The sequence below is a fragment of the Vibrio sp. SCSIO 43097 genome (assembly GCF_023650755.1).
GTDB classification, from domain to species: domain Bacteria; phylum Pseudomonadota; class Gammaproteobacteria; order Enterobacterales; family Vibrionaceae; genus Vibrio; species Vibrio alginolyticus.
The window spans coordinates 2,663,515-2,686,624 of record NZ_CP071840.1 but is presented as its reverse complement, the minus strand read 5'-3'; the positions used below and the strand labels follow the sequence as shown (position 1 = coordinate 2,686,624).

20 protein-coding genes are annotated in these 23,110 nt (G+C 45.3%); 10 read left to right on the top strand and 10 right to left on the bottom strand.

Annotation, left to right across the window (positions count from 1 at the left end):
* The first annotated feature begins 433 nt into the window (after nt 1-433).
* From J4N40_RS13055 to rlmM, 4 genes are read left to right on the top strand one after another with little or no spacing between them, the layout of a single operon-like run.
* The gene (locus J4N40_RS13055) at nt 434-1,354 is read left to right on the top strand and encodes a transcriptional regulator GcvA (RefSeq protein ID WP_005383616.1); all 921 of its coding nucleotides are present in this window, start codon (nt 434-436) and stop codon (nt 1,352-1,354) included.
* Nucleotides 1,335-1,958, top strand: coding sequence for an alpha/beta fold hydrolase (locus J4N40_RS13050; RefSeq protein WP_005383614.1), 624 nt, complete (start codon nt 1,335-1,337; stop codon nt 1,956-1,958). The genes J4N40_RS13055 and J4N40_RS13050 overlap by 20 nt, the downstream gene beginning before the upstream one ends.
* Nucleotides 1,948-2,346 carry a DUF423 domain-containing protein gene (locus J4N40_RS13045; protein WP_042521214.1) on the top strand — a complete coding sequence of 133 codons (399 nt, stop codon included), beginning with the start codon at nt 1,948-1,950 and terminating at the stop codon, nt 2,344-2,346. Before J4N40_RS13050 ends, J4N40_RS13045 begins: the two co-directional genes overlap by 11 nt.
* A complete protein-coding gene (gene rlmM / locus J4N40_RS13040; RefSeq protein WP_017820611.1) occupies nt 2,343-3,434 on the top strand; it encodes a 23S rRNA (cytidine(2498)-2'-O)-methyltransferase RlmM in 1,092 nt (363 codons plus the stop codon). Before J4N40_RS13045 ends, rlmM begins: the two co-directional genes overlap by 4 nt.
* A gap of 108 nt (nt 3,435-3,542) precedes the next feature.
* Here rlmM and xni read toward each other — a convergent pair whose 3' ends face one another.
* From xni to queF, 5 genes are all read right to left on the bottom strand, one after another.
* Nucleotides 3,543-4,325 (bottom strand): flap endonuclease Xni, encoded by a 783-nt coding sequence (gene xni / locus J4N40_RS13035; protein WP_017635679.1) that lies wholly within the window; start codon nt 4,323-4,325, stop codon nt 3,543-3,545.
* A gap of 58 nt (nt 4,326-4,383) precedes the next feature.
* Nucleotides 4,384-5,760 carry a nucleotide 5'-monophosphate nucleosidase PpnN gene (ppnN, locus tag J4N40_RS13030; RefSeq protein ID WP_005383611.1) on the bottom strand — a complete coding sequence of 459 codons (1,377 nt, stop codon included), beginning with the start codon at nt 5,758-5,760 and terminating at the stop codon, nt 4,384-4,386.
* Nucleotides 5,761-6,051: 291 nt separating this feature from the next.
* Entirely contained in the window at nt 6,052-7,617 is a 1,566-nt protein-coding gene (locus J4N40_RS13025; RefSeq protein ID WP_005381978.1) for a GGDEF domain-containing protein, read from the bottom strand.
* Between the two features lie 98 nt (nt 7,618-7,715).
* The gene (locus J4N40_RS13020) at nt 7,716-9,998 is read right to left on the bottom strand and encodes a tetratricopeptide repeat protein (protein ID WP_017635678.1); all 2,283 of its coding nucleotides are present in this window, start codon (nt 9,996-9,998) and stop codon (nt 7,716-7,718) included.
* A 164-nt stretch (nt 9,999-10,162) separates the two neighbouring features.
* Nucleotides 10,163-11,008: an NADPH-dependent 7-cyano-7-deazaguanine reductase QueF gene (queF, locus tag J4N40_RS13015; protein ID WP_005383608.1), complete on the bottom strand. Its 846-nt coding sequence runs from the start codon at nt 11,006-11,008 to the stop codon at nt 10,163-10,165.
* Nucleotides 11,009-11,116: 108 nt separating this feature from the next.
* On the opposite strand from queF, the gene syd reads away from it, so the two are divergent.
* Together syd and J4N40_RS13005 are read left to right on the top strand one after the other, a co-directional pair.
* The gene (gene syd / locus J4N40_RS13010) at nt 11,117-11,662 is read left to right on the top strand and encodes a SecY-interacting protein (RefSeq protein ID WP_005381970.1); all 546 of its coding nucleotides are present in this window, start codon (nt 11,117-11,119) and stop codon (nt 11,660-11,662) included.
* 2 nt (nt 11,663-11,664) lie between these two features.
* Nucleotides 11,665-12,441 carry a Zn-ribbon-containing protein gene (locus J4N40_RS13005; RefSeq protein ID WP_005383605.1) on the top strand — a complete coding sequence of 259 codons (777 nt, stop codon included), beginning with the start codon at nt 11,665-11,667 and terminating at the stop codon, nt 12,439-12,441.
* Between the two features lie 111 nt (nt 12,442-12,552).
* Here the strand turns inward: J4N40_RS13005 and J4N40_RS13000 are convergent, their stop codons facing one another.
* From J4N40_RS13000 to metN, 3 genes are read right to left on the bottom strand one after another with little or no spacing between them, the layout of a single operon-like run.
* On the bottom strand, nt 12,553-13,362 hold the full coding sequence (locus J4N40_RS13000) for a MetQ/NlpA family lipoprotein (RefSeq protein WP_005381966.1): 810 nt from the start codon (nt 13,360-13,362) through the stop codon (nt 12,553-12,555).
* A gap of 32 nt (nt 13,363-13,394) precedes the next feature.
* Nucleotides 13,395-14,072: a methionine ABC transporter permease gene (locus J4N40_RS12995; RefSeq protein ID WP_005383604.1), complete on the bottom strand. Its 678-nt coding sequence runs from the start codon at nt 14,070-14,072 to the stop codon at nt 13,395-13,397.
* Nucleotides 14,062-15,096 carry a methionine ABC transporter ATP-binding protein MetN gene (gene metN, locus J4N40_RS12990; protein WP_005381962.1) on the bottom strand — a complete coding sequence of 345 codons (1,035 nt, stop codon included), beginning with the start codon at nt 15,094-15,096 and terminating at the stop codon, nt 14,062-14,064. The genes J4N40_RS12995 and metN overlap by 11 nt, the downstream gene beginning before the upstream one ends.
* A gap of 341 nt (nt 15,097-15,437) precedes the next feature.
* Here metN and gmhB point away from each other — a divergent pair, with 341 nt between their 5' ends.
* From gmhB to treC, 4 genes are all read left to right on the top strand, one after another.
* Nucleotides 15,438-15,989, top strand: coding sequence for a D-glycero-beta-D-manno-heptose 1,7-bisphosphate 7-phosphatase (gmhB, locus tag J4N40_RS12985; protein WP_005381961.1), 552 nt, complete (start codon nt 15,438-15,440; stop codon nt 15,987-15,989).
* Between the two features lie 74 nt (nt 15,990-16,063).
* On the top strand, nt 16,064-17,011 hold the full coding sequence (gene treR / locus J4N40_RS12980; protein WP_115385787.1) for a trehalose operon repressor TreR: 948 nt from the start codon (nt 16,064-16,066) through the stop codon (nt 17,009-17,011).
* A 176-nt stretch (nt 17,012-17,187) separates the two neighbouring features.
* Entirely contained in the window at nt 17,188-18,612 is a 1,425-nt protein-coding gene (treB, locus tag J4N40_RS12975; protein ID WP_005381959.1) for a PTS trehalose transporter subunit IIBC, read from the top strand.
* An 87-nt stretch (nt 18,613-18,699) separates the two neighbouring features.
* On the top strand, nt 18,700-20,385 hold the full coding sequence (gene treC, locus J4N40_RS12970; protein ID WP_086046562.1) for an alpha,alpha-phosphotrehalase: 1,686 nt from the start codon (nt 18,700-18,702) through the stop codon (nt 20,383-20,385).
* Between the two features lie 99 nt (nt 20,386-20,484).
* Here treC and J4N40_RS12965 read toward each other — a convergent pair whose 3' ends face one another.
* Nucleotides 20,485-21,375, bottom strand: coding sequence for a hypothetical protein (locus tag J4N40_RS12965; protein ID WP_250654277.1), 891 nt, complete (start codon nt 21,373-21,375; stop codon nt 20,485-20,487).
* 131 nt (nt 21,376-21,506) lie between these two features.
* Nucleotides 21,507-23,027 carry a winged helix-turn-helix domain-containing protein gene (locus tag J4N40_RS12960; protein WP_250654276.1) on the bottom strand — a complete coding sequence of 507 codons (1,521 nt, stop codon included), beginning with the start codon at nt 23,025-23,027 and terminating at the stop codon, nt 21,507-21,509.
* Nucleotides 23,028-23,110 lie beyond the last annotated feature (83 nt).

Here is a 23,110-nt window from a genome sequence, read left to right as displayed (position 1 = left end):
CAACCATTACTTAGCATAATGTTGAGGCTTATCGCAAAGCCATACACTTTGTGTTGATATAACGATAATTAATCCGAAAGAAGAGTAATAAAGTGATATTGCTGCCAGATATGCGGATGAGATTTTTGATAGATAAAAAAACACCGCCTAATTTAGGCGGTGTAACAAATTTGACAGACAGGTCAAAAATAAATACAGGAAGTATATGTTTTGTCACAGGGAGTGTGGACAAAACATTATGGTAGAAATCTACCTAACTCGAAATACGAGTTTGCAAACACAACATCGCAACAACGAAGCCAATTGATTTCCAAAGAAATCAAGCCGTTCAGGCCCGTGTTGCGGGGTGAAATATAGAATTTATCTGGCTGTTCGACAACGGACATTTTATAATGTTTCAGATTAAAAAAACTAATCCTATTAGAGGTCCCATATGTCTCGCAGATTGCCTCCATTAAATTCGCTTCGAGTCTTCGAAGCGGCTGCTCGTCATCTCAGTTTTACACGAGCAGCAGAAGAGTTATTTGTTACTCAAGCCGCGGTCAGTCACCAGATTAAAGCGCTTGAAGAGTTCTTATCATTGAAGCTCTTCCGTCGACGTAATCGTTCTTTGTTGTTAACAGAAGAAGGCCAAAGTTACTTTCTCGATATCAAAGATATTTTCACCTCGATTGCGGAAGCGACAGATAAGGTGTTGGAACGTAGCGAAAAAGGGGCATTGACGATTAGCCTACCGCCGAGTTTTGCTATCCAATGGCTTGTACCTCGTTTGGCCGATTTTAATGCTCAAGAGCCCGATATCGATGTACGTATTAAAGCCGTAGATATGGATGAAGGCTCACTGACTGATGATGTTGATGTGGCGATCTACTATGGCCGTGGGAACTGGCCAGGTTTGCGAGCAGATAAATTGTACCAAGAGTTTTTGATCCCACTTTGTTCACCTTCATTACTTTTGGGTAACAAACCATTAGAATCTTTAAGTGACCTCAAATTACATACTTTGTTACACGATACTTCGCGTAAAGACTGGAAGCAGTTTGCTCGTCATTACAACATTGAAGGCATCAACGTAAACCACGGTCCTATTTTTAGTCACTCAACGATGGTGCTACAGGCTGCTGCGCACGGTCAGGGGGTCGCGCTCGGTAACAACGTACTCGCCAAACCTGAAATGGAAGCCGGGCGACTCATTGCACCATTCGACGAGGTGTTGATATCTAAGAATGCATTTTATGTGGTGTGTCATGAACAGCAGGCAGATATGGGCCGAATCGCAACGTTTAGAGATTGGATGTTAGCAACCGCGAGAAAAGAACAAGAGGAAGTATTGGATGAATCACTGGATAGCTGAGGGGCCTGAAAACGGACCGCTGTTTATTTTTGCTCACGGCGCAGGTGCGGGGATGGAGCATGACTTCATGACAGCTGTCGCTAAAGGATTAGTGGAGCAAGGTATTCGTGTAGTGCGTTTTAATTTCCCTTACATGGTGAAACGTTCGGAAGATGGCAAAAAGCGTCCGCCCGATCGCGCGCCAAAGTTGCTCGAAGCATACAGCGAAGTGATCGCTCACTTTACTTCTTCTCCCGTGGTTATTGGTGGTAAGTCAATGGGCGGTCGTATGTCGAGCTTGTTGGCTGAAAATGAGCTGGTGGCGGGCATTGCCTGTTTAGGGTTTCCATTTCACCCGCCGGGAAAGCCAGAGAAATACAAAGGCGAACACTTAGCAACCATTGAGAAACCTACGCTGATTCTTCAAGGGGAACGAGACACCTTTGGTAAGCGTGAGGAATTCGATGATTTCGTCCTTTCGTCACAAGTAACGGTGAGCTTTTTACCTGATGGTGACCACAGCTTCAAACCGCGCAAGATCTCAGGTCATACTGAAGTGGGTAACATTGCACTCGCGATAGAGCAGTTAGCGGCGTTTATAAAAGAGGTGTACAGTGAAAAGTAAGTGGTTACTCTCATTCTCTGCTCTGTCTGGGCTGATTTCGGTCGCTCTTGGAGCATTTGCTGCTCATGGGCTAAAAGCGACACTGGCCCCTTATTTGCTCGGTGTATTTGAGACCGGAGTTCTGTATCAATTTATTCACACGTTGGCGATTGTGTTTTGTGCCATTCTGCTTCTGCTCAATTTGGGACAAAAAGCACAAAAATATTTTTTCATTGCGGCGATTTGCTTTATTATCGGCATCTTTTGTTTTAGCGGCAGTCTTTACGCGCTGGCGCTGACGGGCATTAAGTGGTTTGGGCCAATTACTCCTGTGGGAGGATTACTGTTCATGATTGGTTGGTGTCTGTTCTTTTTTGCTGCGTTCAATATCAAAGAGGTCTCCAAGTGAAACAACTAATGCTCTATTGCCGTTCTGGCTTTGAGAAAGAGTGTGCTGGTGAAATTCAGGACAAAGCGACACAGTTGGAAGTGTATGGCTTCCCTCGTGTGAAGAGAAACTCAGGTTATGTTGTCTTCGAGTGTTACCAAGATGGAGATGCCGACAAACTTGCGAGAGGTTTAGACTTTAAGTCTTTAATTTTTGCTCGACAAATGTTTGCGGTAGCAGCTGAGTTTCAATCGTTGCCAAGTGATGACCGCATTAGTCCAATTTTGAATGAACTAGCAGACATTGAAGCATTCCCTCGTTGTGGTGATTTGAGAATTGAAACGCCAGATACAAATGAAGCGAAAGAGCTACTGAAATTCTGCCGTAAGTTTACCGTCCCAATGCGTCAAGCGTTGCGCGGCAAAGGCTTAATGCTGAACAAAGATAACGCGAAAAAACCAGTACTGCACATTTGCTTTGTTGAGCCTGGCCACTGTTACGTTGGTTACTCTTACACTGACAACAACTCACAGTTCTTCATGGGTATCCCTCGCCTTAAATTCCCAGCAGACGCTCCAAGTCGTTCAACACTTAAACTGGAAGAAGCATTTCATGTCTTTATTCCACGTGAAGAGTGGGATGAGCGTTTAGCACCAGGTATGTGGGGTGTGGATTTAGGTGCATGTCCAGGCGGTTGGACGTACCAATTAGTGAAGCGCTCAATGTTCGTTCACTGCGTTGATAACGGCATGATGGCAGACAGTTTGATGGAAACTGGCCAGATCAAACACCATATGGTGGATGGCTTTAAGTTCGAACCAGACCGCAAGAACGTAACATGGATTGTTTGTGACATGGTGGAAAAGCCAGCTCGTGTTGCTCACCTGATGGGACAGTGGCTGTTAAAAGGTTGGGCAAAAGAGGCTATCTTTAACCTTAAGCTGCCAATGAAAGGGCGTTATGACGAAGTGCTGCAAGACCTTGAAAATCTGAAGCAGTTCCTCATTGATAATAAGGTAAAGTTCAAGCTACAAGCTAAACATTTGTATCATGATCGTGAAGAGATCACGATTCATATCCAATGTCTGTCGAATATTTCACCTTACTAACTTTATTCCCTGAGTCTTTTGGGGATAGTGATTAGAATAGAAAAAGCGCCTTCAAATGGCGCTTTTTTAATATCTGAGGGTTTCATGGTGTGAAACTACCATCGGGCACTACTCCGCTTTGTTTGGCCCTAAAAAGCGAATATCTTGCAAGTTAAAGCCTAGTTCTATATCGCACTTTAAAGCGGCGACGCGTTTACATAAACGAGCAGACTCAATGTGCTCATCCAATTTTTTACGGTATTTCGGTACGAGATCTTCACTAGCGTAGGCAGCTTCAATACTCTCAAACTGAGTGAGAATCTCTTTCGCTGCTTTCGGGCCAATTCCAGGTACGCCCGGAACCTGGCTAGAGCTTATCCCTGTTAATCCCCAGTAATCCGCTAGTTGACTTGGTTTTACGCCGAACTCTTTTTCGATAAATGGTTCATCTAACCAACGATGTTGGAAATAATCACGGATTTGTAGGGTAGGGGAAAGCAGCTGGCAGTAACCTTTGTCAGTCGAAACGATGGTGACCTTTTCACCATGGCTGGCCACTTTCGTTGCGAGTGTAGCAACCAAATCATCTGCTTCATCGCCTTCAGACAGCAATGAATCAATACCTTGCTCCCACCACGTTTGTTGAATCGCATCTAACCCTTGCAGTAGTGGCTGAGGCATTGGTTTTCGGTTTTGCTTATAGTCAGGGAGAATTTCAGCGCGCCAACCTCTGTCTTGTTCGTGGTGATCAAAAACTGCGATGATGTGTGTCGGGTTGGCTTCTGACATAATGCGAGTTAGGGTTCTTTGCGTTGTGCTTATGGTTCTTGCTATGTCGGTTGGATCTGGTTGTGCTGAGTGCACTCGGCGGATCAGGTTTAGGGCATCAATGATAACAAGATGAATAGACATAATGACTTAGCAATAAAAAAGGGGCGTAATGCCCCTAGTGTAACGAATGCTAGCCTGACTATCGACCACCAATTTCCGGGTGAGCGATTCGATAACACGGTTCGTAGTCTGAACCGCCAGGTAATTTCATTCGGTGCTGTTCGACAAAGTCTTTTAGCAACTTATCGAGTTTTTTCATGAGGACTGCGTCGCCATGAATGGTGAAAGGCCCTCTACGTTCTATTTCTCGAATACCTTCAGCCTTTACGTTACCTGCCACTATGCCAGAGAAGGCTTGACGCAAGTTGGCCGCTAAAACTTGCGGTTCTTGATCTAGGCTTAAATCCAATTGTTCCATCGACTCATGAGTAGGTTCAAATGGCAGTTGGAAGTTTGGCTCAATTTTCAATGACCAGTTAAAGCTGTACGCATCGCCTTTCTCTTTTCGGTGAAGGCGTACCGAGTCCATGGAGCGTTTCATAATACGAGCGACTTCTGCCGGGTCGTCAATGATGATCTCGTAGTGCTTTTGCCCTTCCTCACCAAGTGTGTCGCGAATGAACTCATCAATAGAGCGGAAGTACTCTTCACTCTCTTTTGGTCCTGTTAATACGATAGGCATTGGCTGATCGGCGTTATCCGGGTGCATCATGATGCCAAGAATGTACAGTAGCTCTTCCGCTGTGCCCGGGCCACCTGGGAAAATAACGATACCATGAGCCATACGGACGAAAGCTTCCAAGCGCTTTTCGATGTCGGGCATGATGACCAGCTCATTTACTATTGGGTTTGGTGGCTCGGCCGCAATAATCGAGGGTTCGGTTAAACCAAGATAACGTTGCTGAGTATAACGTTGCTTTGCGTGCCCAATTGCTGCACCTTTCATCGGCCCTTCCATTGCACCAGGGCCGCAACCTGTGCAGATGTTAAGTTCACGCAGGCCCAGTTCGTTACCCACTTCACGTGTGTACTGATACTCCACTCCATTGATAGAGTGACCACCCCAACATACGACAAGATTCGGTGCGATACCTGGAGTTAATGCTCTGGCATTACGAAGAATGCCGAACACGAGGTTCGTAATGTGAATTGGGTTAGTAAGGTTGAGCCGCTGGGCGTCTGCCAAATGCATGTTTACGTAAACGATATCACGCAATACGGAGAACAGATGCTCTTGGATACCTTTAATTATTTCGCCGTCAACAAAAGCGTGCTCTGGCGGATTAGTCAGCTCAAGCTTAATACCACGCTCACGACGCACGACGTTGACATCAAACGATTGGTATTTATCGAGCAGTTCTTTCGAGTTATCGGTATGGCTACCGGAGTTCAACACCGCTAATGTGCAATTACGGTACAGCTGATAAAGTTCACTCGAGGCTGTGTTCTTTAAGCGCTCTACTTCTAGTTGAGATAGCAAGTCCATGCTACCAGCGGGGCTTATATGGGTAATCATAACGCCTCCTTGTGTTGCATTTATTTGAGGGAAAGTACCAACTTACCTTTTTGGTGTTATACGTATGGTTTGATGAAAGGTAGTTGGCCGATTTGGTTTTATGGTTATCAACTCCCAAGCAACCTCAAGATGATACATTTGCCTTTTATAAATACATCATCTTGAAGTGACTTGGGTTTTTACAGCTTAGCAGACTAAAAGGGAAGAAATGTGATAACTCGTTGAAAATGGGCGGTTATAAAGCGTAGATTGCACCAAATTTGGTTTGTTTGCTCGCTTTTTGTACGAATCTTAGCTCCAGTTAAGCTGGTTTGTTCCACGTTTTTTAGCGTCCGCAAGCATCTTGCCAAGACGATCGAGCACATACTCTGGCGTATCGGACTCTTTGAAAGACGTCGATACAGCAGCTAAGGTAATCATGATATTTTGCTCACGGAACTTAAAGGGTAATTGGCTAATATCACGCTGGATATGCTTAATCAGATCCAGTGTGTATTCTTCAGATTGTTCCGGGACGAGTAGAATAAACTCCTCGCCACCAAAGCGAGCCACTGTTTCCGTTTCTGATACGCGCTTGTTAATAGTACGAGCGATGATCTTCAGCGCTTTATCGCCAGCCGTATAACCATAGCTATCATTCACCGCTTTGAAGTTGTCTACATCAAATAGCACAACACGAAGGTTTTGCTGAGAGCGAATCCAACGGCGATACTCTAGCTCTAGTCGATCGTTAAATGCAGTGCGGTTATAAACTTTAGTCAGCGGGTCGAGCAACATACGCTGAGCTTGGTCATCTAAGCGTCGACGATAATCTTGCGTAGTTTCAAATACCGCTTCGAGTTGGTTCTTACTGTAACTTAACCGCTCTTGCAGCGCTTGCTCTCGCTCTTCCGTCATTTTCAGTCGCTCTGTCAGCGACGCCATTTTTTCGAGAAGAGGCGTGATTTCTTTTTTCACAACCGCGATATCTTGAGCTTGATTAAGTGACTTTTGGCTTAATTCAACCAAGCTGTTCATTTCTGTGTTGAGCTCTTGGCGGTGTTCAAAGTAGGTATGATGCTGGTCGACGTTCTGATGAACGGTTTTTAGGTTACTTGCGAGAGAAGTGTTCAGCTGATCAAGGAATTGGCTAGACGCCTCGCGCTCGAACTTTGTTGCTTCGACAACCAATTTCAGCGTTGAGAGCGTAAGCTCAATGAGAGACTCGGCACTCACGCCAAGGAGCAACTTAGCGCGAATATCCAGCAATCTATCGCCTGATTCTCCCTCGAAATCCAGCTCTGTAATAGTATGTTGAAGGTCGCTGGCCAAGCATTCAAGTTGAGATCTGTCAGGATTGTTTTCAAATTCACTAAGATGTAGACGTGAATTAGACGTAATGATTTTCAGAGCGCGTTCGTAAATACTCAGTAGCTTAGTGGCTTGATCAGCTTTATTGCTGGCGTGAACTTCAGAGAAACTCATCAGGTTCCGTAGTTCACGTTTTAACTGCGCAGGTAAGCCAGTGACACGTTGCAGTGTTTCACCACTGTGCTTGATTTGTTCGTCAAGGTAACCGTTCTGTTTATCCATCGTCTTCGACTGCTGTTTGAGCATCCTCTCTAATACCGCTAAACGCGGGATAAGAGTGCTGATATCTTTTTGATGTTGCAGCTCTTGTTGGATTTCAAATAGGTAGTTGGATACCTGAGTGTTCGAACCCTGGCAAGCTGAAGACAATGATGCCACAACGCGTTTAAGAACTTGTTGTTCACGTTTGAATTTGAGTGAAGTATCACGATGAGTCAGTCTGAGTTGGTCAAGTTGACAACTCAGCTGATGCAGCTGCGACTGAATATCGGATTCCAAGATTCCCATGAAGTGACTACGGTTAAGTCCATGTACTACTGACAATTATCTGATAATAACAAAAAACTTTATAGCGTCATTAGTTATTACGTTCAACAGGCGTTTAATTATCCATTTTTTAATATTTTCTTGATGTCGTCCTCATTCTTGTAGGACGAATGGATCTTGATCAGGCCTTGGCTAATGGCATGTTGACAGGCAGTTCTTATGTTACCTGTTGCAAAGCTAGCAGCAGGCGCATTATCGATGGCTTTTAAGAACACCCAGTGGCTTTGCTTATCCTTCAAGCTGACTTCTCGTGCGATGTGAGTCGCAAGCAACAACAGATCGAGTAATTCCTCATCGTTAATTGCAGTGTAGGCTCGGGGTAAGAACGGATAATCACTGATGCCCATACGAATAATACGATTGACGTTGTGCTGCTGAGCGAACTCATCCACCCAAGTCTGGAATTTTTCGAACATGACTTCGGCAGAAGCATCACGGTCAGCGTTCGGTTCTATGTAGAGTAAGTTCGCATCTGAGAAATGGTAAAGACGCGACGGTTTTTCTATTTTTTCCGCAAGGAAGTCGCCAAATGCCCGTTCTAGTTCTAGACCTGCCTTATAGCCGTTATGGACGTACATGCTTCGTAAGAATGGCAAATCGATCATAACAAAGCGTAGGCGATCATTAAGTGGTTCGTGGATCAATTCACCCATTTGCCATTGCTCGAAAGTTTCGCTCGACTTTTTCAATGAGCGAGAAAGCTTAACATTCAGCATACGCAAGTTACGTAAACGAGAGCGAGAGTGGGTGAAGAGGTCGTTACGCAGTTTTTCGATTTCACTTGCTTGGCGCTGCATAATGACACCACGGCGCATAATGAACAAAAACATGACCAAGACAGTAATAAACAATGCAAATGAGATTTTCTGGAATTTACGATGCTCTCTTTCCACTTGCTCTAAGCGTTCTGATTGACCGATGTAATGGATGGTTTGTTCGGCAAATTCTTTTTGCTGACGGAACGCATCCTCACTGATTTGGTTAAGCTGCTTTTGTTCTAGACGAACGAGGTTGGTGTATTTTTTATAAGCTTGCAGAGAAAGTTTGTATTCGCCTGCCTGCTCGTAACCCAACCCAAGTAAACGGTATGACTGCTGCTTAATGAAGTTGTTATTTTCAGGTGACTTTTCAGCAAGCGCTAACGCCAGCTTAGCATTAGTAATGACGTCTTTACTGTCATTTTGATGATAAGCCAGACCTGACTGAAGCAGGGCAGCCTTTGCTTCAAGCTTAGGAATATTGGTGTATTCTAAAAGCTCTTTAGAGCGGTCTAAGTACTGCTCTGCTAGCGCGTAGTTATAGAGTTGTAGGTAGGTAGCCGCCAAGCTTAAGCGAATTTTAATGATTCTATTGATGTTCTTACTGGTACTTTCATGGTCAAGCACGTTGAAGTAATGCACTAACGCAAGGTTAAACTTACCCTGATAAAAGTAGATGTCGCCCATTTGCTCTAGGACGTCCGCTAGGATCGGAGAGCTAGGGTAAGAGTCATAAAAATCTGCGGCTTGAGATAAGTATTCGATCGCTTTGTCGTACACTCGTCGCTCCTGGAAGAGCCTAGCCAAAAGGCGATTCACTTTTGCTAATCTTGCACCACTGTTACTTTCAATAGATTGCCAATAACCGTATAGCAGTTCTGACAAAGCCAAATTGTACTTCTTGCTATTGAGGTAAAACTCGCCGACGGCAGTGTAGTAGTCGATCAAGGCTAACTCAGAGCGGCTATCGTCAAGCATGGTCTTTGCTTCAGAGTACAAGTTTTCCGCTTTAATGATATCGCCACTATGTGAAGCGAGGAGTGCTCTTTGCATCACTAGTCGGTAGCGAACGCTGTCGGTGCGTTGTAATACGGCATCGGCTTCATCGAGCTGTTGTTCAATTTGGTTAAGCGTGTCTTCCGCTTTTGAGTAGTTTTCGTCGTACATCCAAATCATTTGGTTGCGCATCAGCTGTAGATCTAAGTCCATGTACGGCAATTGATATTCTTGCGCTAAGCGTTCCGCTTTATTTAGGTGCTCGATAGCCGAACGAACATTACCCATGGCGTAATCTGCCTGAGCGATAATCTTGTGCGCTTCGATGGTGCTGCTTGGTGTGCGAACGCTACGATCTGTTTCGTCGCGAGACATGGCTGAAGGGCTGTCACTTTCTTTGCGTTCTGTTAGCTCACGCTGTGACAAATAGTTGGTTGCCGCTTGTTTTGCTTGTGATGGCTCTATTTCCGCCAATTGTTGTGCTTCGTTGAGTAACGCGGACGATAAAATGGTTGCATGAAGTGGCTGTACAAACAGCAAGCAAAGAAAGCCAATCAACTTGAATAGACGCGAACTGTCCCAAAACATCCTTTCGTTCCCTCGAACTGTTTTTAGATATTGCGATAACGGCGAAAAGCCTCAATTAGCCGTTTAAATGCGGGTTGAAGCCATTTGGTATAGTAACATGCTTGGACAATAAAAACGTCCGGCAACCCTTTAGATTGCCGAACTTATTTCTGTTGCCTATGCGCTTACTGACGAGCCATACGGTGATTGTGAGCTGGCTTATCTTGTTCCGTTGAGCGGTAAGGGTTGATATCCAAGCCACCACGGCGCGTATAGCGGGCAAATACGGTCAGTTTGCTTGGTTGGCAGTATTTCATTAGATCCGTAAAAATACGCTCTACACACTGTTCGTGGAACTCATTGTGCTCGCGGAAAGACACTAAGTAACGTAACAGCTTCTCACGATCTATTTTTGCGCCTTGGTAGCGAATTTCTACACTGCCCCAGTCGGGTTGGTTAGTGATCAAACAGTTTGATTTCAATAGGTGGCTATGTAGCACCTCTTCAACTTGTACTTCACCTGCTGCACCTTCAAGCAAATCGGCATCGAAATCGTAACTGGTGATGTTAATGTCTTGGTCATCAATACATTCACCGTCCATTGTTACGATAGGTTGATTGGTATAGTGGGTCACTGGATTCACCTCAACCAGCACCTTTTCACCTGCGCATTCAGAAAGGTCTTGTGTTAAACGCTCAGTCACTTCTTCCCAGCTTGCAAAGCGGGTTTGGTTATAGCTGTTTAAGTACAGTTTGAAAGACTTCGATTCAATCAAGTTTGCGCTGGTGGCTGGAATGTATACTTCGCCAACGGCCACTTGTGGTAAACCTTTACTATTTAACCAAGACAGTTCGTACAGCGTCCAAATGTCGTGCCCCATGAAAGGCAGAGTATCGCCTAACTGGAGGTCATCTCGGTTCAGGCTGCGAGGGACTGGTTGCAGCAAGCTTGGGTCATACTGGTTCGCATACTCGGTCGTTTTACCTAGTGTTAAGCCAGCAAGCTCTTTAGCGTCAGAATATTTGCTCATACTTTGTGGTCGTTTTCGATTAGAATGGCGAGAATTTTACTGAATCCGCTGGTCAATTGCCATCCGGCAAGTACGGCTATCTGATAAATAAGGAATGAGGAGACCTTCATGACCCAAAACGTTACTCAGGCGCTACAAGAGTTCAGCCTGCGCTACCAACAAGCTTGGCAAGCTAAGCACAATGAGTTGCCAAGCAGTGAAGAGCTTGCAGAGCTTGTTTCTCCTTGTGTCGAAGAGAAGCGTGATGGAAAGGTGCTTTGGAAAGCGGTCGCACGTGATGAAATGGCCGATTTCACCAATGTGGAAAATGCGATTGAGTTGTCACTGCAAGATGATGTTAAAGCCTTTTATGGTTCTCAATACTGCGCTGATATGGAGGCAACTTGGCAAGGTAATTCGTTGACGCTGCTGCAAGTGTGGAGCGATGACGATTTCGTGCGTCTACAAGAAAATATTCTTGGTCATTTGGTGACGCAGCGCCGCTTGAAACTTAAACCAACAGTATTTATCGCAGCGACAGATGAGGAAATGGATGTGATTTCTATTTGTAACCTCACTGGCAATGTGATTCTAGAGCGTTTGGGCACCTCTAAACGTGATGTATTGGCAGATTCATTGGTTGAGTTCTTGAATAAGTTAGAGGCTGCCGTCTAAGTATGTATGTTGTTGAGTTGCAGTTTGAGTGTTTTGATAACACCACCGTCAGCGCGGTAGACAAAGCCATTAATGGCTTGATGGATGCTCTGCGTTACAACGGCCAAGTATTAGGTCGTGAATTCCCGATAGTGATGGGAGAAGGTGAATTTTTCGTTCGTGTTGTTTGCCCAGAACAAGACAGCTTGCATCCACGTTATCACTCAGATTTCGTCAAAGTGTGCATGAACCGTTTGTCGGATGCGTCTTTGCTTGCTCCGAAAATGCGTATGCTGGGGCGTGATTTGAATTCAGAACAAGCAGCCGAAGAAGAGACACCTAGCTGGCAAGTGTTGTACACGACTTATGTTCATACGTGTTCGCCTTTGCGAAGTGGTGAAACCCTGTTGCCAATTCCTTTGTATCGTAATGAGCCAACACTTAATGGAGACCATAAAGCCGTCATTAAGTGGCAGACTGAGTGGCAAGCGTGTGATGAAATCCAAATGGCAGGGGGCTGCCGAGCGGAACATGCGGCGCTGCACGAAATTTGCGATGTGGATAGTGTGCTGTTTCGCCGAGGTTGGGACTTACGTGGCCGTATCGAATACATCACGAAGATCCCTACGTACTATTACCAGTATCGTGTCGGTGGTCAGTCGCTGGAGAGCGAGAAAGCGCGCAAGTGTCCAAAATGCGATGGCGAGTGGCTACTCGATGAGCCACTACATGACATATTTCATTTTAAGTGTGATGACTGCCGAATTGTGTCGAATATCTCTTGGGACCACCTTAAGTAGCGAATTGAAGCTACTTAAATGGGTAGATAGACAAATAGAAAGGGCTGATGTTTTCACATCAGCCCTTTTGTGTTTAGAACGTTGTTTTCAGTCATGTTTTGAAAAGTGGGATTACCAACCTTTCACAACACCGCCTTTGAACAGTTCTTTTGCCGCTTCGTAAACTTCTTCCGTTTGGTAAGCTTTTACGAAGTTTTGTACGTTTTGCGCATTAACATTTTCTTCGCGAGCGACAATTAGGTTTACGTATGGTGAGTCTTTATCTTCAACGAACACGCCGTCACGCTCTGGCGATAGGTCGATAGAGCTTGCGTAAGTGGTGTTGATGATAGATAGCGTTACGTCATCCAATGAACGCGGAAGCTGTGGGGCTTCTAGTTCAATGATTTCGATATTTTTAGGGTTGCCTACGATGTCACGTACTGTAGCGAGTAGACCAACGCCATCACGTAGCGTAATCAAACCTTGTTGCTCAAGAAGCAGTAGTGAGCGACCTAGGTTAGTTGGGTCGTTTGGTACTGCGATGCGTGCGCCATCTTGAATTTCATCAATTGATTTTACTTGCTTTGAGTAACCAGCAATAGGGTAAACGAATGAGTTACCCGCGATAGCCAGTTTGTAGCCGCGGTCTTTCACTTGTTGGTCTAGGTATGGTTTGTGCTGGAACGCATTCGCGTCTACTGAACCATCATCCAGAGCGGCGTTTGGTGTTACGTAATCGGTAAATGTTACTAGCTCAACGTCTAGGTTGTATTTCTCTTTTGCTACTTTAGCGGCAACTTCGGCTACTTGTGCTTCAGCACCAGCAATAACGCCAACTTTTACTTTGTTTACGTCCACTTCTTTGTCGCCGCAACCCGCTAGAGCAAGAGCAGAGGCGGCCGTTGCTACAGTCAAAAGACCTTTAAGGCTAAATTTCATCTTTATCTCCTTATAATTTGTATTTTTGATGCTTATCTGTGGTCTACACGGCGCACCACTGCGTCGCCGATAGACTGAATAATCTGTACTAGAACAATCAACATCACGACAGTCACGGCCATGATAGTTACATCGTAGCGGTGGAAACCGTAACGGATGGCTACGTCACCTAGGCCGCCGCCGCCTACCGTACCCGCCATAGCTGAGTAGCTAACGAGAGTGACCAAGGTAATCGTTACTGAGTTAACAATAGTCGGCATTGCTTCAGGTAGTAGAACTTTTGTGATGATCTGTGTTGGAGTCGCCCCCATTGACTGCGCTGCTTCCACCAAGCCTGTCGGTACTTCTAATAAAGCACCTTCAATAAGACGAGCGACAAAAGGAATGGCGCCAATAGTCAGTGGGACGATTGCTGCGGTTGTACCGATAAAGGTTCCAACCAGCATTTTTGTCACTGGAATAATCGCAACCATCAGTACGAGGAATGGCACAGAACGACCAATGTTAACGATAGCGCCTAAGCCGCTATTTAGTTTGGTGTTTTCAAGTAGGCCGCCTTTCTTAGTAATATGGAGGATTACGCCTAATGGAATACCCACAGCAAAGCCGACTAATCCGGCAACCGCAACCATGTAAAGCGTTTCCCACGTTGCACCTAAAAGTAGTTTGCTGTTTAAACTCAGCCATTCAGAAATCGTATTAAAGGACATAACCAAGTACCTCTACTTTTACGTTGTGCTTACGCAGGTATTCAAGAGCTGCGTTGTCATCTTCTTCGTTACCAAATAGCTCTGCGACCATCATGCCGAATTTCACGCCACCAGCGTAATCAAGGTCGGAACTCAAAATACTCACATCAATATTGTATTTACGAGAAATTTGCGACATTAACGGTGCATCGACGGTTGCGCCAGTAAACTCTAAGCGAACCAACGGGTAGCTGCCATCAACACGCTCTGCTTGCAGACGAGCTTGGTAATCTTCAGGAATGGAAAGATCCAGCGTTGAGCGAATGAATTGGTGCGCTAGCTCTGTCTTAGGGTGCGCAAAAATATCGCCAACGGTGCCTTTTTCCACCAGCTCACCACCACCGATGATTGCTACTTCGTGACAGATACTTTTTACGACTTCCATTTCGTGAGTGATAAGTAAAATCGTGATGTTGAGTTTGCGGTTGATCTCTTTCAATAACTCAAGGATAGATTGAGTTGTTGCCGGGTCTAGCGCACTAGTGGCCTCATCACAAAGCAGCACGCTAGGATCGGATGCCAATGCACGAGCAATTGCCACACGCTGTTTTTGTCCGCCACTTAAGTTAGATGGGTAGCTCTCGTGTTTGTCGGCTAAGCCCACAAGCTTTAGCAACTCAGTTACTTTTGTTGTGATTTGCGATTTGTCTTTACCTGCCAGTTCTAGTGGCAGTGCTACATTATCAAACACAGTACGAGACGAAAGCAGGTTAAAGTGCTGGAAGATCATGCCAATGTTACGGCGTGTTTCGACTAGTTGTTTTTTGCTGAGTTTGGTTAGATCCACACCATCAACGATGATGGAACCAGAGGTCGGCGCTTCTAACATGTTGACACAGCGGATCAGCGTACTTTTACCAGCACCTGATGAACCGATAACACCAAAGATAGTGCCTTTGTCGATGTGTAGGTTAATGTCTTTCAGGGCAAGGATTTCCTTACTGCCTTGGTAGAACACTTTATTGACGTTTTTTATTTCTATCATGTTTCAACCTGCCCAAAGATACGGGGAACTTCGCTGTCAAAAACGGCCTTTGACAGAACTTAATGTTGAGCTTTATCTCAATTTTCAGTTGATGCTATGGGTTAAGCAGAATGAAGTCAATAGATATTTTTACGTCTAGACGTCTAAATGTATGGATGTTCTGTTTTGAAGCGAAGATGTATAGATAACAAGCAGGAGGTAGATGGCGGGGCACCCTCAGATTTACCGATTCTTGCCCAACAAATCAACTGTTTTGTCGAGGCCTAGAATGAATTAGATAGTGTTGAAGTTTATAAGGTATGTAATAATCTGATTAAACCGAGTTAATAGAGAAATACGTTTTGGCAAAACCTGCTGTTTTTATCGATCGTGATGGCGTGATAAACGTTGACCACGGCTACGTTCATGACGAACATGATTTTGAGTACATTGATGGTGTATTTGAAGCGACGAAAGCGCTAAAAGATAAAGGCTACCTTCTAGTGTTAGTGACGAATCAATCGGGCATCGCACGCGGTAAATTCAGTGAAGACCGTTTCTTGTCTCTGACTCAATGGATGGATTGGAACTTTGCTGATAATGGTGTTGAGTTCGATGGTATCTATTACTGTCCACATCATCCAGAACATGGCATTGGCGAGTACAAGCAAGATTGTGAGTGCCGTAAGCCAAAACCAGGTATGTTCATTTCTGCGCGTGACTTCTTGAAGATCGACATGGAGAAATCTGTGATGATCGGCGATAAAGCTGAAGACATGATGGCAGCAGAAGCGGCAGGCGTTGGCACTAAGATTTTGGTTCGCACTGGTAAGCCAGTAACGGAACAGGGCGAAGCCATTGCAACGGTAGTATTAGATAGCATTGCAGATGTGCCTGCGTACTTAAACAAGTAATCTTCATTACTGACTGAGATAAGGGAAGCCACTGCTTCCCTTTTGTTTGATTCCTTCTTTTAATCTGAACACTTATGAGCAAAAAACTCACCATTCTTGATATCGCAAAATTGGCAGGCGTGGGCAAATCAACAGTAAGCCGTGTGCTTACTAACGATCCCAAGGTAAAACCGCAAACGCGTGAGAAGGTAGAGCAAATCATTCGTGAATCAGGCTACGTCCCATCAAAGTCGGCGCAGTCGATGCGTGGTGGCAGCCAAAAAGTCATTGGGGTTATCATCTCCCGTTTAGACTCACCATCAGAAAATCGCGCCGTTGGTACCATGCTCAATGCTTTGTATTCCGCTAGTTATGATGCGGTGATCATGGAGAGCCAATTCGATCGCGATAAAACCAATGAGCATTTGGATGTGCTTAAACGTCGCAACGTCGATGGGGTGATCGTGTTTGGTTTTACTGGATGTGATGAGCGAGCATTGGCGGAGTGGGGTAATCGTATCGTCGTGATCGCGATGGACACGCAAATGGTTTCCTCGATCAACTACGATAACCAAGGTGTGATAGACATGGCTTTGTCTCACCTTGAGCAGCAATCTTTATCTCGCATTGCTTATATTGGTGTTGACCCTGAAGACAAAACCACTGGCTTAGCTCGTCTAAATGCTTATAAAGCTTGGTGTCAACGCAAGCAAATTGCACCTTGTTTCCAAACGGGTAAGTTGAGCCATGAAAGTGCTTATCAGTTGGTAGACAAAGTCCTTCAATCTGATACTCAGGCCATCGTGTGCGCCAGTGACACTATCGCGTTGGGCGTGATTAAGCGTCTTCAAGAGTTAGGACGTGAAGACGTGGTTGTGACAGGTGTTGGTGGTAATGAATTGCTCTCTTTCCTTTTCCCTAAAGTATTTAGTGTCGACCCAGGTTATACCCTTGCAGGTGAGAAGTCCGCTAACATGCTGATCAATCAATTAAATGGCGATGAGGAAGTGGTTCACTTTACTCAACAGCCTATCGTTTGTTAATCCACACTAAAACGATCTGCTCTAAAATTATACTGTGATCATTCTCAATTAATGGGACTGTTCCCATTTTGTTTTTTGTCTTCGAATGACAATATTAAAATTAAGAAATGGGAATGTTCCCATTTATAAAAACAAAATGATGAATCGAATGTATCCAATACAGGGTGGACAAAGTTATGAGTAAGATTGCGCGTAAAGACGTGGAGCGTCTTATTGAGCTGGTCGGGGGGCCGGACAATATTGCCAGTGTAAGTCACTGTTTAACTCGCTTGCGTTTTGTTCTAAATGATACGGACAAAGCAGATACGAAACAGTTAGAAGCATTACCGATGGTGAAGGGCTGTTTTACCAACGCAGGCCAGTTCCAAGTGGTTATCGGTACTGAAGTGGATGAAGTTTACAAGGTACTGATCGGACTGACGGGTAAAAGTGAAGCCAGCAAAGACGAAGCGAAGAACGCTGCTCGTCAAAACATGAATATCGTTGAGCGTGGTATTTCCCACCTTGCAGAAATCTTTGTACCACTGCTACCAGCGATCATCACTGGTGGTCTGATCCTTGGTTTCCGTAATGTGATTGGCGACATCAAGATGTTTGATGGTCAAACGCTAACGGAAATCAGCCAGTTTTGGGCAACGGTACACTCTTTCTTATGGCTGATTGGTGAGGCGATCTTCTTCTTCCTACCGGTTGGCGTGTGTTGGTCGACAGTGAAAAAGCTCGGCGGTACTCCGATTCTGGGTATCACGCTTGGTGTGACATTGGTTTCGCCGCAGTTGATGAACGCCTACCTGATTGGTAAGCAAGTACCTGAAGTGTGGGACTTTGGCTTATTCGCCATCGAGAAAGTGGGCTATCAGGCGCAAGTGATTCCAGCAATGCTTGCTGGTATGGCTCTGGCGTTTATTGAAACCAACTTAAAACGCATCATTCCGTCTTACCTTTACCTAGTGGTCGTGCCGTTTGTCTCAATCATTGTGTCTGTGATTCTTGCGCACTCTATCATTGGTCCATTCGGTCGTATGTTGGGTGACGGCGTTGCTTTCGCAGCAAAAGCAGCCATGACGGGTGACTTCGCAATGATTGGCTCAACCATCTTCGGCTTCCTATACGCGCCATTGGTCATTACTGGTATTCACCACACTACCAACGCGGTAGACCTTCAACTGATGCAAGAGCTAGGCGGTACGCCAATTTGGCCTCTGATTGCACTTTCAAACATTGCTCAAGCGTCTGCGGTCGTCGGCATCATTATCATCAGTAAAAAACACGGCGAGCGTGATATCTCAGTGCCTGCGGCTATCTCTGCTTACCTTGGCGTGACTGAACCGGCGATGTACGGCATCAACTTGAAATACAAGTTCCCAATGCTGAGCGCGATGATCGGTAGTGCGTGTGCTGCTGCTATTTGCGGTAGTGCGGGCGTAATGGCGAACGGTATCGGTGTGGGCGGTTTGCCGGGCATCTTGTCTATCCAACCGCAGTTCTGGGGCATTTTTGCTTTGGCTATGTTAGTCGCAATGCTGGTACCTGCTGCATTAACGTTAATTCTTTATAAGCGTGCACAAGCCAAAGGTGAGCTTGAGCCTGCAAACGCGTAATTCTATTTGAGGCAGTGACTTGGCTGCCTCCTCCTATTTTTCTTTTCAAATTTTAAGTTTCCGATTACTGGTAAGTGAGTGTTAGAAATGGCTATGACCAAGCATGATGAGAGCTGGTGGAAAACCGCAACCATCTATCAAATTTACCCAAAAAGCTTTTGTGACAGTGGCAGTAAAGGCACGGGCGACATCAAAGGGATCATTTCTAAGCTGGATTATCTTAAGCATCTTGGTGTGGATGCGATTTGGCTGACGCCGGTTTACCAATCGCCAATGATCGACAACGGTTATGACATCTCCGATTACTACTCGATCAATCCACAGTTCGGCACTATGGAAGATTTCGATACTTTGCTAGCAGAAGCGCATCAGTTGGGCATTCGTATCATCATGGACATTGTAGTGAACCACACGTCGACAGAACACAAGTGGTTCCAATCCGCACTGGGTGATAAAAACAGCCCATACCGTGATTACTACATCTGGAAAGATCCGGTAGATGGTGCTGAACCAAACAACTGGCAATCAAAGTTTGGTGGCAACGCTTGGGCGCTGGATGAAAAAACAGGCCAGTACTATTTGCACCTTTTTGCTAAAGAGCAAGCGGACTTAAACTGGGAAAACCCAGTAGTGCGTGAAGAAGTGAAAGAAGTCATCAGCTTCTGGGCAGAAAAAGGAGTGGATGGTTTCCGTCTCGACGTTATCAACCTGATTTCCAAGCAGCAAGATTTTCCAAGTGACGATATTGGTGATGGTCGTCGTTTCTACACGGATGGTCCACGTGTGCACGAATACCTTCAAGAGATTAGCGAATCTGTGTTTCAAAAATACGGCAGCGTGACGGTGGGTGAAATGTCTTCCACCACGCTAGAGCACTGCCAGCAATATTCTTCGCTAGACGGCAAAGAGCTATCCATGGTGTTCAACTTCCATCATCTGAAAGTCGATTATCCAAATGGTGAAAAATGGACCAAAGCGCCGTTTGATTTCATTCAGTTAAAACAGATCTTCAATCATTGGCAAACCGGCTTAAATGGCAAAGGGTGGGGGGCGTTGTTCTGGTGTAACCACGACCAGCCACGCGTTGTCAGCCGATTAGGTAACGAAGAGCAATACCGTGTTGAATCTGCCAAGATGCTTGCGGCATCAGTGCACATGATGCAAGGCACACCTTATGTTTACCAGGGGGAAGAGATCGGCATGACCAACCCGGGTTATACCGAAATCAGCCAATATCGTGATGTTGAAAGTACTAACATGTACGACATCATGGTCAACCGTGATGGTGTATCTCATGACGATATGATGGCGATCTTGGCACAGAAGTCGCGTGATAACTCACGTACACCAATGCAATGGAACAGTGCAAAACACGCGGGCTTTACTGAGGGCACGCCTTGGCTTGAAGTGGCGAAGAATTACACTGAAATCAATGCTGAAGCTGCGGTTGCCGATTTAAACTCGGTGTTCTACTTTTACAAGCGTCTGATTGAACTGCGTAAACAGGTTCCAGTGATCACCGATGGTCGTTACGAGGACCTGCTGCCAGAGCACAAACGTATTTTCGCTTACGCTCGTCAGAACGATAAGCAAACGCTGCTGTGTATCAATAACTACTATGCTGAAGAGGTGGAATGCGTTCTGCCAGAACGTTTTGATATGAGTAAAGCGAAAAACTTGCTATCTAACTATCAAAACTCAGCGAGCGCAGTCGCGTCAAACCATCAAGTGTTACGACCTTACGAAACTCGTATTTTATTGATAGAAGAATAAACTCGGGTGTCATCACCCCTAAGATTGATGTTCGAGATGAAGGCTTTGGTGTGCTCCCCAAAGCCTTCTTTTATTGAGATATCTCTAAAAAATGCGAGCTTATTTTGTTTCAATCGCTGTTAGCTGCACTTTCTCTTCGTTGATTTGTACTTTCAGCAGTTCAATTTGTTCAATCAGACCTAAGCTCGGATTAAACCAACGTTCTGCCGAAGTGGCGAACTCCATTGAGTCCATATCATCACAGTTTAGGTTGTAGATGTTCTCTTCCATCAGGTATGCCGCTTCAATTTTCTTGCCTGAGATCGAGAACGCTTTACGCACACCAGTCTCTCGGATTTGCTGTTGCCAAACCACTTGGCAAGATGCTGTCATAGGAAGGTTTTGTACCCACTCATGATCTTCAAAACGGTCTAGAAGGTTGTGAACTGCGTAGCCTGTAAGAGTGGTTTGCAGAGACATAGTTTCTTCACCGATGTCAATATTCGGGCTTTTCTCTTTTACGTCGTCACCGTTTAGGCGGAAAATCGGACTGCTGTGCATAAGCATGGCAATAAACTGATGACCAATGAAATAAGCGTCAGTGATTTCATGGAGTGCACCATCTGATCCTGCAAAGTAAAGCGTATTGCTCTCTTCGTCGTCGTTGTACTGCTCGTCTGAATAGTAGAACTGTTCGGCGCCGTAGTTCACCAAGTCATTAACCAACTGGACCATTGCCTCGCTGTTTGGGATTTGTGCCAATGCTGCCAATATTTGCTCGCGATCCATCGCTTGGAAGCTCAGTTTCATGTCGCCTTCTGGTTGGCCATCCAAGCTAAATGCGTAGTTTAGCTGTGTGCTTGGCGTGGGAGCGAAGATTGAGTTGTGAATCGAGACGTCGAAACTTTCTTGAGGCACTTTGTTTGGATTCGCACTGCCAGAAGACGAACCTCCGCCACAGCCGTAAAGAGCCAGAGTTGCTGCTGCGATAAGCGTCATTTTGTTTAGCATGGTTTACATTCCTGATTGATAAGGCCGCTTCATGTTGGGCCGTTGCTTGAATGCGAGCATGCTAAGTTCAGCGAGAGAAAAAGGGCAAAAAACAAAAGCTAACAGGGGTTAACGAAAGCTTAATTTTATATTTAGGTCTTTGTTTTATTGGTGGTTATTTCGTTGGCCACATTAGTGCAATACTCGTTAATGAGCGCTTTCCATCGGCTTATGATTTCTTGATCGGTCACACTAACATGCAACGTTTTCCACGGTTGGAGGCAAGTCTCTTTTGATTCAGATTGAGAAAGACGCTCAAACAAGGTTTCGGAAGGTAAAACGCGCAGCAGCGCCACCAGTGATTCCATGTAGTTGAGACGGAACTGTTCAAGTTTGTTCTGCTTGTAAGCAATGTGAGACACAAAGGTATAAATCAGTGCGTTTTGGATACGTGAGTCGCCATCTGGTGTCGTTAACAGGGCTTTTGCCCTGTCTAAGTTACCTAATTTGAAATGCAATAGACCTAACCAGAGGCTCAGCTCATCTGGCAAAACATCAAACGACGATTGTACTTGAGTTAAATACGCTTCCAGCTTTTGATGTTCGTGCTCGTATAAGGCGAGATGTCTTGCCGTTGTTATAGCCGCAAACTCATCAGATTGTCGGAGAGGTTGGCTAGAAAAGGCATTCTCGAATAACATTTTTTTGTGAAGATCCGAAAGCTGCCACGTACTTGCCGAAGGTGCAGGCAGATTGAAGTATTGCGCGACATCCGAGTGCATTTGGAAAATATCCGATTGTAGGTCAGATAAACGCAGTGTGTACTCATTGCGAAACGCCAGCTTGCCCGTCGCAGGATAAATAAGGTTCATCTGCGCTTTCAAGATGCCTTGCTCTGCGCCGTCTTTTAACTCGATATTGAGCTCGTAGTCGCTGGTCTGCATGTTTCGTGCGCCAGGGAAATATGGCGTATGACCGATAGGATCAAGAAAGTAACTGGGAGCATCTTGGTTGGCGATGTCGGTGTATGGATATTCGACCTGTTGTTGCAGCAAGATGGCTTTGACCAGTATGCGGTATTTTCGCGCCTGAGAGCCGATTGAATCGACACGGTTGAGTAGTAGCTCGACTTTGGGAATCAGTAGTTGATGACGTGTTTGTTGTGTTGAGATTTCTTGGCGTTGCCATAACAAGCTTGCGAGCGTCACGCTACAAACTGCAAGTATGGCACACAAGCTATAAGCAAAAATCAGCTTGAAGTTCTTATTCCTCGCAACCTGAGTTGGGATAACGCGTCGATGGCTTTTCGCTGGTGGCACTAAACGAATATTGGCAGGGTTAAGAAAGTAGCCTTTGCGGGGGTAAGTGACTAAAAGCTTAGCGGCATCGTATTCGGGTAAGTACTGCTGTAGCAGTGCACGTAAGGTGCTAATGCGGTTCGTGAGCACATTCTTAGAGATGAACTTGCTCTGCCAAATGGTTTCAATAATGGTGTCAGCAGAGAGTGGGTGGCCAACGCTTGTTAACAGCAGTTCTAATAATTCAACGGTGCGAGGTTCAAGATCAATCGCGATAGCATCTTGATGAAGGCTCTGTGTCTTCGGGTTATAGATCAGCTCTCCAATCGCAATACAACTGTGAGTCTGTTTAGCTTGTTGCAGAAAGTCGCGCATACCGTACCGATCTATTTGGAAATCGCGAAGTATTATATAGCGATTGGAGCGCGAAATCTTATAAATCGCGCTTCAATCATTAT